At 28.2% G+C, this 15,337-nt stretch carries 11 protein-coding genes; 5 read left to right on the top strand and 6 right to left on the bottom strand.

What is annotated here, in order from left to right; genetic code table 11:
- Window positions 1–10 precede the first annotated feature (10 nt).
- A complete protein-coding gene (gene rpoC / locus BINT_RS11560; RefSeq protein WP_014488766.1) occupies window positions 11–4,213 on the top strand; it encodes a DNA-directed RNA polymerase subunit beta' in 4,203 nt (1,400 codons plus the stop codon).
- A 135-nt stretch (window positions 4,214–4,348) separates the two neighbouring features.
- A complete protein-coding gene (locus BINT_RS11555) occupies window positions 4,349–5,290 on the top strand; it encodes a TDT family transporter (RefSeq protein ID WP_014488765.1) in 942 nt (313 codons plus the stop codon).
- A 527-nt stretch (window positions 5,291–5,817) separates the two neighbouring features.
- Here BINT_RS11555 and hisD read toward each other — a convergent pair.
- Entirely contained in the window at window positions 5,818–7,092 is a 1,275-nt protein-coding gene (hisD, locus tag BINT_RS11550) for a histidinol dehydrogenase (protein WP_014488764.1), read from the bottom strand.
- Window positions 7,093–7,102: 10 nt separating this feature from the next.
- On the bottom strand, window positions 7,103–7,723 hold the full coding sequence (gene hisG, locus BINT_RS11545) for an ATP phosphoribosyltransferase (protein ID WP_014488763.1): 621 nt from the start codon (window positions 7,721–7,723) through the stop codon (window positions 7,103–7,105).
- A 308-nt stretch (window positions 7,724–8,031) separates the two neighbouring features.
- Between hisG and BINT_RS15325 the strand changes: the two genes are divergently transcribed.
- Entirely contained in the window at window positions 8,032–8,166 is a 135-nt protein-coding gene (locus BINT_RS15325; RefSeq protein ID WP_014488762.1) for a hypothetical protein, read from the top strand.
- A gap of 698 nt (window positions 8,167–8,864) precedes the next feature.
- On the opposite strand, the gene BINT_RS11540 is transcribed toward BINT_RS15325, so the two are convergent.
- Window positions 8,865–9,986, bottom strand: coding sequence for an ATP phosphoribosyltransferase regulatory subunit (locus BINT_RS11540; RefSeq protein WP_014488761.1), 1,122 nt, complete (start codon window positions 9,984–9,986; stop codon window positions 8,865–8,867).
- Window positions 9,987–10,153: 167 nt separating this feature from the next.
- Between BINT_RS11540 and BINT_RS11535 the strand changes: the two genes are divergently transcribed.
- Entirely contained in the window at window positions 10,154–11,893 is a 1,740-nt protein-coding gene (locus BINT_RS11535) for an RNB domain-containing ribonuclease (RefSeq protein WP_014488760.1), read from the top strand.
- A 350-nt stretch (window positions 11,894–12,243) separates the two neighbouring features.
- Here the strand turns inward: BINT_RS11535 and BINT_RS11530 are convergent, their stop codons facing one another.
- The 3 genes from BINT_RS11530 to BINT_RS11520 all read right to left on the bottom strand — a co-directional run bounded on the left by BINT_RS11530 (window position 12,244) and on the right by BINT_RS11520 (window position 14,276).
- Window positions 12,244–12,867 carry a DUF2726 domain-containing protein gene (locus tag BINT_RS11530; protein ID WP_014488759.1) on the bottom strand — a complete coding sequence of 208 codons (624 nt, stop codon included), beginning with the start codon at window positions 12,865–12,867 and terminating at the stop codon, window positions 12,244–12,246.
- 10 nt (window positions 12,868–12,877) lie between these two features.
- Window positions 12,878–13,504, bottom strand: coding sequence for a DUF2726 domain-containing protein (locus BINT_RS11525; RefSeq protein ID WP_014488758.1), 627 nt, complete (start codon window positions 13,502–13,504; stop codon window positions 12,878–12,880).
- A gap of 82 nt (window positions 13,505–13,586) precedes the next feature.
- Window positions 13,587–14,276, bottom strand: coding sequence for a pseudouridine synthase (locus tag BINT_RS11520; RefSeq protein WP_014488757.1), 690 nt, complete (start codon window positions 14,274–14,276; stop codon window positions 13,587–13,589).
- Between the two features lie 324 nt (window positions 14,277–14,600).
- Between BINT_RS11520 and BINT_RS11515 the strand changes: the two genes are divergently transcribed.
- A complete protein-coding gene (locus tag BINT_RS11515) occupies window positions 14,601–15,323 on the top strand; it encodes a flagellar filament outer layer protein FlaA (protein ID WP_014488756.1) in 723 nt (240 codons plus the stop codon).
- The last annotated feature ends 14 nt before the right edge of the window (window positions 15,324–15,337 follow it).

Genomic DNA, 15,337 nt, shown 5'->3' with positions numbered 1-15,337 from the left:
GTTTAAGTATATGCAATTTTCAAACTTTGACCAAATAAAAATTAGTATAGCAAGCCCACAGGTTATGAGAGAATGGAGTTATGGTGAGGTTAAAAAACCTGAAACTATCAACTACAGAACTTTAAGACCTGAAAGAGACGGACTTTTTTGTGAGAAGATATTCGGAACTACTAAAGAATATGAATGTTATTGCGGTAAATTCAAAAGTATTCGTTATAAGGGCGTAGTTTGTGATAAATGCGGTGTTGAAGTTACTCATTTCAAAGTTAGAAGAGAGAGAATGGGGCATATAGAATTAGCTGCTCCTGTTGCTCATATTTGGTACTATAGGAATACTCCTTCAAGAATAGGGCTTCTTTTAAACATGAATATTGCTCATTTAAGAAGCGTACTTTATTTTGAAAGATATGTTGTTATAGATCCAGGTGATAGCAGTTATTCTAAAGGCGATCTTTTAACTGAAGATGAATATAATGAAGCTTTAGATAGATATGGCGATAATATAAGAATAGGTATAGGTGCTGAAGGCATAAGAGATATGCTTAAAGACCTTGATATGGATGAGGAAATCAGAAAACTCAGAGAGGAAATGATTAAAAAACGTGAAAAGAGTGATAGACGTTTAAGAAAGCGTCTTGAAATCTTTGAAGATTTTAAAGCGAGTGGTAATGATCCTACTTGGATGATACTTGATGTAGTTCCTGTAATTCCTCCAGATTTAAGACCTATGGTTCAGCTTGACGGCGGAAGATTCGCTACTTCAGACTTGAATGACCTTTATAGAAGGGTTATAAACAGAAATATTCGTTTAAGAAGATTATTAGTTTTAAGAGCTCCTGATATTATCATCAGAAATGAAAAAAGAATGTTACAGGAAGCTGTTGATGCTTTATTTGATAACAGCAGAAGAAAGAAAGTTGTTAAAGGCCCTGGAAATAGACCTTTAAAATCTCTTTCAGATATGCTTAAAGGTAAGCAAGGACGTTTCAGACAGAACCTTTTGGGTAAACGTGTTGACTATTCAGGACGTTCTGTTATTGTTGCTGGTCCTAGACTTAAAATGCATCAATGCGGACTTCCTAAAAAAATGGCTGTAGAGTTATTCAAGCCTTTCATAATGAAAAAATTAGTTGAAATTAATTCAGCTCATAATATAAAATCTGCTAAGAGATTCGTAGAAGAGGGCAGAGAAGAAGTTTGGGGAGTATTAGAAGATATTGCTAAAGAGCATCCGGTACTTTTAAACAGAGCACCGACTCTTCACAGACTTGGTATTCAGGCATTTGAACCTGTACTTGTTGAAGGAAAAGCAATTCAGCTTCACCCATTAGTTTGTCACGCTTATAACGCTGACTTCGACGGCGACCAGATGGCTGTACATACTCCGCTTTCTGCTGAGGCTCAGATTGAGGCTTGGACTTTAATGCTTGCTCCTCATAATATATTGAACCCTGCTAACGGTGAACCTATTGTTAACCCTACTCAGGATATAGTACTTGGTATCAGCTATCTTACTAAATTAAGAACAGGCAGTAAAGGTGAAGGAAAGATGTTCTCATCTCCTAAAGATGCTTTACTTGCTTATGATAATAATTTGGTAGAGCTTGAATCAAGAATTAAAGTTCTTATGAAAAATAAAGACGGAGAGGAAGAATTTATTGAAACTTCTGTGGGAAGATTAAAATTCAATGAAGTTATTCCTGAAGATTTTAGATATCAAAACAGAGATTTTAACAGTAAAGATTTAGCTAAGTTTATTCATGAAGTATATTTGAAACATGGTACAGCAGTAACAGTTAATATGCTTGATGATATTAAAGAACTTGGTTATCAAAGTGCTACAGTATTCGGTTCTACTATTTCTATTGCTGATATACTTATTCCTCCAATGAAAAAACATGAAATAGAGGAAGCTACTAAACAGGTAGAGTTTATTGAAAATCAGTATATGAACGGTATTATTACTACTGATGAGAAAAAACAGAAAGTTATGGACCTTTGGACTACTGTTGAAGGTAGAATAACTGAAGCTATGATGGATAACTTAAGACAGGATCAGGACGGATTTAACCCTGTATACATAATGGCTGATTCTGGTGCGAGAGGTTCTAAACAGCAGATAAGACAGCTTGCTAGTATGAGAGGTTTGATGGCTAAGCCTTCCGGTGAGATTATCGAACTTCCTATTATTTCTAACTTTAAAGAAGGTCTTACTGTACAGGAATACTTTATTTCTACTCACGGTGCTAGAAAAGGTCTTGCCGATACTGCCTTAAAAACTTCAAGTGCTGGTTATCTTACTAGAAAATTAGTTGACGTTGCAATAGGGGTTGTTGTTTCAGAGCATGACTGCGGTACTGTTAAAGGTATTGCTATAGAAGCCATAAAAAACGGAGATGAAATCAAAAAATCTCTTAAAGAGCGTGTTGTTGGTTTCTTCACAAGTGAACATATATATCATCCTGTTACTAAAGAGCTTATATGTTCAGCTAATACTGAAATTACAGAAGAATTAGGTGATTTAATAGAGAAATCTGGTATAGAAAAAATCAGCATAAGACATCCTCTTACTTGTGAAAGCAGAATGGGGGTATGTCAGAAATGTTATGGAAGAAGCTTATCTACTAATAATTTAGCTTCTATAGGTGAGGCTGTTGGTGTAGTTGCTGCTCAAAGTATTGGTCAGCCTGGTACTCAGCTTACAATGAGAACTTTCCACATCGGTGGTGTTGCTACTCAGATGGTAGAAGAAAACGAAATTAAAGTTAACTACCCTATATATATTGAACAATTCTCTAACTATGTTGTTCAGCCTAATGGTGTTAAAATCACAGCTAGAAAAGGTGATTTAATTATCAGAAGAGTTTTAGAGAAATGGGAAAAATCTACATTAAAAGATATTTTAACTGAACAGAATACTAAAGTTCTTATAGGTGATGTTATAGCTACTCTTAAAGACGGTACAGAAATTAAAGCTACTCATAATGGTACTTTCAAAATCACTGATGATGATAAATATATAATGATTACAGGTGATAAGCACACAATTGTAATTAAAGTTGGAAGTGAGTATAAAGTTGATGAACATGTATTCATAGAACCTAATACTGTTATAGCTAGCTTTGATACATATAACGAGCCTATCATTTCAGAAAAAGCTGGTATAGTAAGATGGCAGGACATCATTCCTGGAAGAACATTAGTTGAATCTATAGACGATCAAACAGGAAACGTAACTAATATTATTCAAGAGTTTAAAGATGCTAGTATGCAGCCTAAAATCTTGATTACAGGTGAGGGAGATCCTTTTGAAACTGACATACCTAATGGTGCTCAGCTTCTAGTTGAAAACAACCAAAGAGTTGAAATAGGAGAGGTTATTGCTAAAACTACTCGTATACAGCAGAAAAGTAGGGATATTACAGGAGGTCTTCCAAGAGTACAGGAATTGCTTGAAGCTCAGAAACCTAAGGATACTGCTATTATTGCTGGTATTGACGGTGAGGTTGAAATAGGCGGTTCTCATAAGGGTAAAAAAGTAGTTAAAATCAGAAATGAATTTGATGAAACTAAACACTTAGTACCTCATGGTAAAATGCTTCTTGTTAGAAACGGCGACCAAGTAAAAACAGGTACTCAATTATGTGCTGGTAAGATAAACCCTCATGATATATTGGAAACTCAGGGAGATTTGGCTTTACAAACTTATTTGCTTGAAGAAATTCAGACAGTATACAATCAGCAGGGTGTAGGTATTAACGATAAGCACTTCGCTCTTATCATAAGACAGATGCTTAGAAGACTTGAAATTACTGATCCGGGCGATACTAAATATATTGTTGGTCAGTATGTTGATAAATATGAGTTTGAAGAAGAAAACAGACGCTATGAAGAGGCTGGCGGTTCTCCTGCAAGCGGTAAGCCTGTACTTTTAGGATTAACTAAAGCCGCTCTTAATACTGAAAGCTTTATATCTTCTGCTTCATTCCAAGAAACTACTAAGGTATTGACTAATGCTGCTATTAAAGGAAAGGTTGATAAATTGCTTGGATTAAAAGAAAATGTTATTATAGGACACTTAATACCTGCCGGTACTGGTGTTAAATTGTATAACAAACTTCATGTCTACAACAAGCAAAGCGGAGACTTGGATAAGAAAGATAATATAGATAATAGTGCTAAAGAAGAAGAGGTTATGCAAATAACTGTATAAATAAATCATTTCAATAAAGGAGGTTTTCATAAGTATTTATGGAAACCTCTTTAATTATATTGATTATCAATTTCTAATTTAAAAAGTCTTAATAATGAATAATTCAAAAATCTAAATAATAAAGTGTAACAAAAAATGATAAGTAAAATTAATAAAATGCCTTTGGCTCTCACTGGTTTAGCACTTGGTGTAGGAGGTATATTTAATGCTTGGACTATATTCACAGGTATTAAATATTTTGCCTATGTAGGTGCTTTAATCTCATCTATTTTAATATTAACCATTATAACTAAAATATTTTCATCATTCGGAGATTTTCTTAATGATTTAGAACATCCTGTTGCAGGAAGCACTATTCCTACTCTTGATATGGCTGTTATGGTGATATCATCTTCAGTAGTTCAATTTGTAAAACCGCTTGGTGTTGCTATGTGGTTTACAGCGATTGCAGTTCATGTGATATTTGCTTTTACTTTTTTAGCTCATAGAATCAATTTGAAAGATTTGCATCATATACTTCCTAGCTGGTTTGTTCCTCCTGTAGGAATAGTTGTAGCTGCTGTTACTGGTACTAATATGGGATTTCCTCAAGTATCGCAAGTAATAGTTTATATAGGTACAGTTCTATATATTATACTATTTCCATTTATATTTTATAGAATAATTTTTCATGATCCTTTGGCTGATGATAGATTTCCGGCATTTGCTGTAATGGGAGCACCTGCTAATCTTTGTTTATGCGGTTATTTAAGTGCATTTACTGATTATAATACTGCTTTGCTTAATTTCCTTTTGGCATTGGGATTATTTACCACATTCAAAGTATATTTATCTCTTATAAGAGCTTTTCAAATAAAATTTATACCTTTATTTGCTGCTTATACTTTCCCTTTGGCGGTTGGAGCTCAAGCATTATTAAAATATGCTAATTATTCTAAAAGTGTTAATGGAGAATATTACTATATATGGAATATTGTTTCTATATTTGAGCTTATAGTTGCAAGTATGATGATAATTTATGTATTTGTTAATATGATGTTCTTTGTTCACAATAATGTTATAAAAGAAAAGAAATAATATTTTTGATAATTAATAAATATATTTATATTAATAGAGTAATATAAATATATTTTTATTTTATACTTAAACGACTATATTTTGTAAGAAATTATTTTTGAAAAAATATAATTGTTTAGGTATATATTATTAAAAATTGTAATATTTTCTATTTAGCTTTAATTACATATCCCGCCCTTTATTATTTTTTATTTTATTTTGGAATTCTAATTTTTATTATCTTTATAGTTTAATAAGAAATTATAGCACCCGCCCAAGTTTTTATTAAATTTAAAATGCATTCAACGCACGGTGAACTAAATTTTATATATGATTAGAATTATAATTTTATAATCAATTTATATTTTTTATTTTGTTCAGCGTGCGCTGAGGAGATTATAAATTTAAATAACACTAGGGTGGGCTTTATAATTACAGTAAAAGCTAAAAAGAAAAATAATCTAAAAATGACAAATTGAAGTTATAAATCAAAAAGGGTGGGCAAGTGAAAGTAAAATTTACTTTCACTTTTTATAAATTAAATACTATTAAAATCTTACTTTTACAGAATTAGCATGTGCTTCTAAACTTTCATGCTCTGCAAAATTGATTATATTTTCTTTTACTTTACTCAAAGCATCTTTAGTATAATAAGTTATATAAGATTTCTTTATAAAATCATCTACTGATAATGGAGAAGCAAATTTAGCTGTTCCGCTTGTAGGTATTACATGATTAGCACCTGATAAATAATCTCCTAAAGCCTCAGGAGTATAATCTCCTAAAAATATTGATCCTGCATTTTTTATTTTGCTTAATACAGAGAAAGGCTCTTTTATGCTTATCTCTAAATGCTCCGGTGCTATTTCATTGCTTATATATATTGCTTCATCTATAGTTTCAGTTATTATTATTCTGCCGTTATTTTCTATAGATTCTAAAGCTATATCTTTACGGCTTAATTTTTCTAATTGTTTGTATAATTCTTCTTTTGTTTTTTCAGCTATGTCTTTGCTTGTAGTTACTAATATACTTGAAGCTAATTTATCATGTTCAGCCTGTGCAAGCATATCAGAGGCTATATGTATATGATTTGCTGTTTCATCGGCTATTATTAATACTTCACTTGGACCAGCCACCATATCAATAGAAACCTCACCGTATACAAGTCTTTTAGCCATAGCAACATATATATTTCCAGGGCCAACTATTTTATATACCTTTGGAATGGACTCTGTACCGTAACTTAAAGCTGCTATTGCCTGAGCACCGCCTGTTTTGAATATTTTGTTTACTCCTGATATTTTTGCAGCGGCTAATATATTATCATTTATTTTTCCTTCTTTGTTTGGAGGAGATACCAATATTATTTCATTGACTCCGGCTACTTTTGCAGGTATTACATTCATAAGTACTGTAGAAGGATAAACTGCTGTGCCTCCTGGAATATAAACTCCGACCTTTTCTATTGGGTTTATAATCTGTCCCATTACTATTCCGTCTTCTTCATTTGTTATATAACTATTTCTTAATTGTTTTTTATGGAATTTTTCTATATTGTTATAAGCTAGATTTAATGTTTCTTTAAACTTATCATCAACTCTGTTATATGCTTCTTCTATTTCTTTTTCTGTTACTTCTAAAGTTTCTATTTCTGCATTATCAAACATCTTAGAATATTTTTTTAATGCATTATCTCCATTTTGTTTTACATCTTCTAATATGGCCTTCACTTTCTCATTAACATCATCATGACTGAATTGGCTTCTTAATAATATGTCATCTAATGATTTGCATTCTTTATAATTAATTACTTTTATCATAAAATTTCCTTTATAAAACTTCTTCTATATTCTTTACTATAGTTTTTATTAAATCATTTTTAAACTTATAGCTTACTTTATTAACTATTAATCTTGCACTTATATAATCAATAATTTCTTTTATAACTGTGAGATTATTTTCTCTTAAAGTACTTCCTGTTTCTACTATATCAACAATCACATCAGAAAGATTAAGTATAGGAGCTAACTCAATAGAACCATTTAATTTTATTATTTCAACATCTCTATTAATAGAATTAAAATAATTTTTTGATATATTAACATACTTTGTAGCAACTCTTAATCTTCTTTCAATATCTTCTTTATATCCATTGACAGAAGCCATACAAACTCTGCATTTTCCGAATTTCAAATCAAGAAGCTCATATACATCATGATTATTTTCAAGAAGTATATCTTTTCCCACAATACCTATATCAGCAACACCTTTCTCAACATATATTCCAACATCAGAAGGCTTTACTATTAGATATCTCACATTTTTATCTTTATTTTCAAATACTAATTTTCTATTATCTTCTAATAGTTCTTTATTTTCATAACCTATTTTTTCAAATAGAGTATATACTTTATTTACTAATCTTCCTTTTGGTAATGCTATATTAATCATAATCTGTATTCTTTGATATATTTTAAATTTTAGAAAATATTATAATATTAATAAGACATTTTTTCAAATAGTAATATTTAAAAAGTTTCAAATATTTGTTTTATAGTATAAAAAATAAATAATGTGAAATAATGTATTTATATATTGTTTGTTAAGCTCTATAGTGTATAAATAATTTTGTATATATGACTTTTATTAATATAAAATTATAAATAATGTGTAAAAAAATACTAATAAAAATAATATTTGTTAATATTTTCTTGACAATAGTAACATGATTTATATACTTTAAATTAGGAGGGCATTATATGTCAAATAAAAAAACTAAAAAATTACAAAATTCTACTGTTATGTTAACCGAACATAAATTAGATGATGGAACAGTTGTAAAACTTAATCCAACAGTTACAAGAATAGTATTATGTGAAAGTGATAAACGCTAATTAATAATTAATATTACTAATAAAAATTGTTTTATATCTTCTAAATCTTAGTTATTTGCAATTTTTATGAATTAATTAAAGCATCATTTTCAAATATGTATTTCTCTCTGTAATTATAATCTGTATTATAATCATCGCTGTATATATCTGTTCTTATTTTCTTTTATTAAACTTTGTACTTTGCTTAGTAAAATTTTTTTATATTATTGCTAATAAAAATTGCTCATTTACAAGCCCTGCCATTTTTACAAATATCAGGCATTCTCAATTTTTATGAATTAATTAAAACATCATTCTCAAATATATATTTCTCTCTGTAATTATAATCTGTATTATAATTATCGCTGTATATATCAGTTCTTACTTTCTTATTTTCTTTTATTAAACTTTGTACTTTACTTAATAAAATTTTTTATATTATTGCTAATAAAAATTGCTCATTTACAATCCCTGCCATTTTTACAAATGTCAGGCATTCGCAATTTTTATGAATTAATTAAAGCATCATTTTCAAATATGTATTTCTCTCTGTAATTATAATCTGTATTATAATCATCGCTGTATATATCAGTTCTTACTTTCTTATTTTCTTTTATTAAACTTTGTACTTTGCTTAATAAAATTTTTATATTATTGCTAATAAAAATTGCTCATTTACAATCCCTGCCATTTTTACAAATGTCAGGCATTCGCAATTTTTATGAATTAATTAAAGCATCATTTTCAAATATGTATTTCTCTCTGTAATTATAATCTGTATTATAATCATCGCTGTATATATCTGTTCTTACTTTCTTATTTTCTTTTATTAAACTTTGTACTTTGCTTAATAAAATTTTTTCATCACCACTTTTATATAGTATAAGTATATCAAAATCATATTCATTTTTTATTGTGTCATTTGTATATAGCTTATCCATATAAACAGCGAAACCTATTGCATTCTTTTTATTTTTTTCATTTTGTGTATGAGCATTGAATTTCGCAAGAAGTTTATCGTATCTTCCGCCTGATAATACAGCATCATTGTTGCCTTTTATATATCCTTTAAAAATTATTCCGTTATAATAACCTAATTTACTTTCTATTGAAAAGTCTAATAAAATTTTATCGAAGTTATCATAATTTTCAAATACAGCTGAAAGGCTTTTTAATTCATCGTATGCTTTTTGCATTTTATCATTTATTATTATGCTTTCTATTTTTTTTAATATTTCTCTATAGTTTCCGCATAAGTCTATTAATGATATTATATTATTTTTATATTTATCATCTATATTATTAGCTATTAATGTTTTTTCTAAATCATGTTTATTTTTGCTGTATATAAAATTAAGTATTTCTAGTTTTTTATCTTCATCTAAATTAAGTTCATCTATCAAAGCGAACATAAAATCTATACTTGATATTTCTAATATATATTCATCATTTATAGATTTTAAACTATCTACTGCCATACTGATTATTTCTAAATTTGAATATGTGCTTAGAGTTCCTATTATTTCCACTCCTACCTGCTGAATTTCCTCATATTCATTTGAAACGCTGTCTATTTTATAAATATCTTCTATATAATAAATTTTATTTGTGTATTTATTATTATCTTTCAAAACTTTTTTTACTATTGATAATGTAACGTCTGGTCTTAATGACTGCAAATTACCATTTAAATTCATAAATGTTAATATATGTTCTGTTTGAAGAAAATCTTTATAATTATTATATAAATTATAATCTTCAAATTTACTTAATTTAATTTTCTTGTATCCGTATTGCTCGTATATTTTTGTTAATTTAGAAACTATATCATTTTCATTCATAATTTTATTCTTCTCTATTATCTATTTTCATTTTGAATATATATTATAATCTAAAAAATAAAAATTACCATATAAAGTAATTAAAAGATTTATATTTTTAAGCATTAATTTGAAATAAGTATAAAAAAAGTATATTATTATTTATAAATTTAATTAAAGGTGTGTTAATGAAAACTGCAGAAGAATTAATAAAAAAATTAATGAAAAATCAAATGGATTATAATATATTTATAAAATTTAATTCAAAAACAGCTTTAGAAAAAACATCTCTTACTAATTTGATAAGAAAAGCCATAAGCAGCGGATATATAGAAAAAACAGCAGGTAATTTACTTCGTGTAACAAAAGAGGGCAGACAATATATTAATAAATTAGAAGGTAAAGAGGAAGCTCCTAAAACTGTAAAATCTGTAAGGGTAAATGTTGATCCTAAAGATGCTAAATCAGATTCTAAGATCATAGCTAAATCTTATAATATAAAATTAGATTTCAGTGAAGAGCTTTTAAAATTGGCAGAAGAAATTAATAATAAAGCTGATTTCACAAATATAGAAGATGACAGAGTTGATTTAAGAAATTTAAAAACAATAACTATAGATAGTGAAAGTTCAAAAGATTTGGACGATGCTTTCAGTATAGAAAAAACTGATAATTATAAAGTGTATGTTCATATTTCTGATGTAAGCCATTTTATAGAGCTTGATTCTCCTTTGGATTTAGAGGCTAGGGCAAGAGGAAATTCTACTTATTTGATTGATACAGTTTATAATATGTTTCCTGAAGTTTTGTCTAATAATATAATTTCTTTAAATGAAAATGAGGATAGATTTGCCATTACTTTTATTTTTGATATAAATAATGAAGGTGAAATATTATCTTCATCTGTATGTAAAAGCGTTATAAGATCCGACAGAAAATTATCTTATGATTATGCTGAAAAGCTTATAAAAAAAGAAGAAAGCGATGAGGATTGGCTTTTAGAGCTTATTGATAATGGTTTAAATATAAAAAATATTTTGTATAAAAAAAGAAAAGAGGGCAGGGGAGTAGAGTTTGAAAATCAGGATATAAAAATAGTTCTCAATGATGAAGGTATGCCTATAGAGTTTTATGCAGAAGAAAAAAAAGAATCTATGGCTATAATAGAAGAATTAATGCTTCTTGCTAATAGTCAAATAGCTGAAAAATTATCAAGTTATGATGGAGTTATATTCCGCTATCATGGACTTCCTGATGAATACAGATTCAATAATTTTAAAATACTTGCACATACTAAAGGTTATAATTTAAAAGAAAATCCTGATAAAACTTATGATATAAAAGGATTCATTGATAATGTGAAAGGAAAACCTGAAGAAAATTTGCTTATACCTGTACTTCTTCGTTCTATGACTCCTTCATCTTACAGTATAGTTAATAAGAGCCATTTTGGTTTGGGACTTGATTATTATACTTATTTCACTTCGCCTATAAGGAGATATGCAGACTTACTCATTCATAGAATAGTTAAAGATACTATTTTATCTAATAAAGATGTAATAAATGAAAAATTAAAAAATATATGTAAGGATTCTATTGAAAGTTTATCTCTGCTTGATAAAACTTCAAAGAAGGCTGAAAAATATCTCATTCAAATAAAAGCAGCAAGATACATGAAAGATAGACTCGGTGATGAGTATTATGGAGCGGTTAGTTCTATAACTCAAAAGGGAATATATGTTGAGATAGAAGGTTTGGAAATAGAAGGTTTTATTGAGGCTACTTATGTGGGTTCTAATTATAGATTTTATCAGGATATGCAAAGCGTATATGTTGATAAAGTAAAGGCTTATGAGTTGGGTGATAGAGTAAAAGTTTTAGTTGCCAGCTCTAATGTTGAAAACGGAAAAATATTTTTCTCTTTATAATAGACTTATTTTAAAACTATTTAACAATATTAGTTGAAAAATTTTCAGCATAATTTTAAGAAGGTATTATATTTTATATTCTGTATAATCTATGCTTTTGTGATAAATTGCAGTCTTTTTGCTTCTCGCCGTAGGCGGGCTTCGCCTGTGCCAATACCACAGGTACTTCCTTCGGTCGCAAAAGAAGTGGGGTTTGGCACGTATGTGTGCTTCGCAGCAAAGCCCCAACTACAAAAATAAAAAGCACTTAAAATTAAACAGTGTAAATATTTATTATTTTAGTTTTGAAACAAGTCTAATAAAGATTAATAAAATTTATAAAATGATAACTAATTTTTATTTATATAGAATTAGTTATCATTTTTTATTGAGTTCATTATATCAGATAAGCAGCTTTCTAATTTTTTATCGTCTATAAATTTTGAATCTATTTTTATATCATTCTCTTTTATAATGAAATACTGCATTCCGGCCTTATTAATTAACAGCTCTTTTATCATATCATTGTTTTTTATTCTTTCTTTCATATCTTCAGTATTACCGAAATGTCCTGCTCCGTCATATTCTATTACGGCAATAGGCTCATTTATTTTATTTCCTTTTTTGTATGTTATTAAAAAATCGCAGTAAAAATCTCTGAAGCTTCTCCATACATCAGTATCTTCTTCAGCATCTAAAAATGCTTTGAATGATACCTGCTTATAAATATTATAATCTTTAAATATATTAAGCATAGAATAAAAAATCTTTGTTTCTTCTATGTTCATAATTTTTTTTATTGATATATTGCCTGTTTCCATGTTTGATAGTCTTTGTTCTGTTATATCCTGTATTCTTTCTGCTTCTGTTTTTTTATGTCTTTTATAATATTTATTTCTTCTATAGTACCCTTTATAGTACCCTTGTTTATAATTGGATTTAGATAATAAAAATAATATTGAAAATAATATTAGTACTAATGCAATAATAGCCATATATTTTCCTTTAATTTTGTTTTAATTCATTAGATAAAATGTTATTAATATCATTAAGAAATAAGTTTAGTTTCTCTTCCTCTATTAATCCTGATTTCATTTTTATGTCATAGTCTTTTATTATAAAATATTTAAGTCCTATTTTATTAAAAAGTTTTTCTCTTACATAATCATTATTTTCTACTTTCTTTTTTTGATTTTCAGTATCTCCGAAATGTCCTCCTCCATGGTATTCTATAACAGCAACAGGTTCATTTATTTTACTTCCTTTCTTGTATGTTACTAAAAAATCACAGTAAAAATCTCTGAAAGTTTTCCAAGTTTCAGTATCTTCTTCTCCTTTTAAAAATGCTCTGAATGACACTTGAGGATTGATATTGTAATTGTTAAGTATTTTCACCATAGAATAAAAGATTTTATTTTCTTCTATATTCATAACTTTTTTTGTTTTTATATTTCCGCTTTCTATGTATTTTAATCTTTGATCTGTTATTTTATTGAATATGTATTTATCACTATTATTAACTTGATTATCATCATCTTTTTTACTACTTGAATCTTTTTGTTTTTTAGATAAGAATATCAAAAATAAAATGATAATTGATAAAATAGAAACTGCCATTGCTATTTCAATCATAATAAACTCCTATATATTAATTATATACATATACTAGAGTTATTCAATGATATATAGTTGTTATAATTTGACTAAAATATAATTATAGTTCGCTTTTTAGAATTGAGTCTATTTCTTCTTTGGTTAGATTTTGAAAGGAGCCTTCTTTAAGATCGCCCAATAAAATACCGGATATTCTAAGCCTTTTAAGTATTATAACTTCAAAACCTATTTTCTGGCACATTCTTCTTATCTGTCTGTTTTTGCCTTCTGTTAATATTATATGAAATGAATTTTTATTAACTCTTTTTACTTTTGCAGGTTTAAGTTTTTGCCCGTCTAATGAAATACCATATTCTAATTTTTTCAAAGCTCCGTCAGGTACACTGTCATTTACTCTTACATAGTACTCTTTTTCACAGTTTGTATTTTCTCCTATTATTTGTTTAGCAAATACACCATCATTAGTAAGAAGTATAAGTCCGCTGCTGTCTTTATCCAATCTTCCCACAGGATATATATTATCAAAATCATTTTTTATAAGATTATATATAGGTTTTCCTTCATTTTTATTTGATGATACAACATAACCTCTAGGCTTATTTAGCTTTATATATATTTTATCTTCTTTATATTGTTCTATACTGCATTCTATTTTATCATTTTCATCAACTTGTGTAGCAGGATTTGTATTTACTATTCCATTAACTTTAACATTTCCATTTTGAATAAGCCTATCAGCTTCTCTTCTGCTTGCGATATTTAAAGATGCTATATATTTATTTAATCTCATTTATCCGTCTTTTTCTAATAAATTTTGCTTACATATTAACATAATATAATTTTTAATCAAATTTTAATAATATTTACTAAAATTATATAGTTATGATATCGATATAATATATTAGAATTTTATATTTTATAGTTGACAATTTTTGTTGATTATAATATAATTGTGCTAAGTTATTGGATATAATTGCTTAGCTATAAATATTAAGGAGAGTGCGCTATGAAATTCTATAGAAGTACGAGAGATTTTTCTCGCTACCTCATAATCATTTGTCTATTCATAAGCATATGTTCATTTGCTGTTTATGGACAAACTTCTAGTGTTTACATGGAAACTAGATTGCTTTACAACTTTGAAACATTAGACGAATGGCAACCAATATCAAATGCTAGCCGTTTTATGTTTAGAGGTGATAGAACAAATGAAAATGGTGTTGTAATGAAATATCCTAACATGAGATTGTTCGCTACAAAACCATATGGTATGGGTAACCAAAGTTATAATTCAACTAATTCATTATCAGTAAGTGTTTCTTTTTTCAGAAAATCTTATAACTTCTTTGACTTAGTTCCAACAGTACAAAAAATCATACCAGGTAAAGCTCAAACTTTCGACGTTTGGGTATGGGGTGGTAATTATGACTATACTATGGAAATGATATTTGAAGATTATCGTGGTTATACTTATACATTGCCTTTGGGATCTATAAGATATATAGGTTGGAGAAATATGAGTACAGCAGTACCATCTTTCATTCCTCAAGAAGAGCCTTATGTTCCTAGAGCTAAAGGTTTAAGATTTATGAATTTCCGTTTCTGGTCATCACCAGAGGAAAGAGCTGATAACTTTGTAGTTTTATTGGATTACTTCCAAACAGTAACAGATACATTCAGAGAAGCTTATGACGGTTCTGATATTGAAACTACATTAGGTCAGGAAGTTGGTGGAAGATCTTCTGAACAATATACAGAAGGCGGAGCTAAAGTAGTAGGTGAAGATGGCGGTACTGCTGATACTACTACAGAACAGCCACAAGAAGCGCAACAATAATGTATAAGTAAGGA

It is taken from the genome of Brachyspira intermedia PWS/A, assembly GCF_000223215.1.
Lineage (GTDB): Bacteria > Spirochaetota > Brachyspiria > Brachyspirales > Brachyspiraceae > Brachyspira > Brachyspira intermedia.
The sequence above is the reverse complement of the archived record's forward strand: the minus strand, read 5'-3'. Positions and strand labels throughout refer to the sequence as shown.

Bases quoted from the DNA above. Each gene is read 5' to 3' on its own strand.
- BINT_RS11515 (WP_014488756.1), top strand. From the start codon at position 14,601: ATGGAAACTAGATTGCTTTACAACTTTGAAACATTAGACGAATGGCAA.
- BINT_RS11555 (WP_014488765.1), top strand. From the start codon at position 4,349: ATGATAAGTAAAATTAATAAAATGCCTTTGGCTCTCACTGGTTTAGCA.
- BINT_RS11535 (WP_014488760.1), top strand. From the start codon at position 10,154: ATGAAAACTGCAGAAGAATTAATAAAAAAATTAATGAAAAATCAAATG.
- BINT_RS11530 (WP_014488759.1), bottom strand. From the start codon at position 12,867: ATGGCTATTATTGCATTAGTACTAATATTATTTTCAATATTATTTTTA.
- BINT_RS11520 (WP_014488757.1), bottom strand. From the start codon at position 14,276: ATGAGATTAAATAAATATATAGCATCTTTAAATATCGCAAGCAGAAGA.
- BINT_RS15325 (WP_014488762.1), top strand. From the start codon at position 8,032: ATGTCAAATAAAAAAACTAAAAAATTACAAAATTCTACTGTTATGTTA.
- rpoC (WP_014488766.1), top strand. From the start codon at position 11: ATGCAATTTTCAAACTTTGACCAAATAAAAATTAGTATAGCAAGCCCA.
- hisG (WP_014488763.1), bottom strand. From the start codon at position 7,723: ATGATTAATATAGCATTACCAAAAGGAAGATTAGTAAATAAAGTATAT.
- BINT_RS11525 (WP_014488758.1), bottom strand. From the start codon at position 13,504: ATGATTGAAATAGCAATGGCAGTTTCTATTTTATCAATTATCATTTTA.
- hisD (WP_014488764.1), bottom strand. From the start codon at position 7,092: ATGATAAAAGTAATTAATTATAAAGAATGCAAATCATTAGATGACATA.
- BINT_RS11540 (WP_014488761.1), bottom strand. From the start codon at position 9,986: ATGAATGAAAATGATATAGTTTCTAAATTAACAAAAATATACGAGCAA.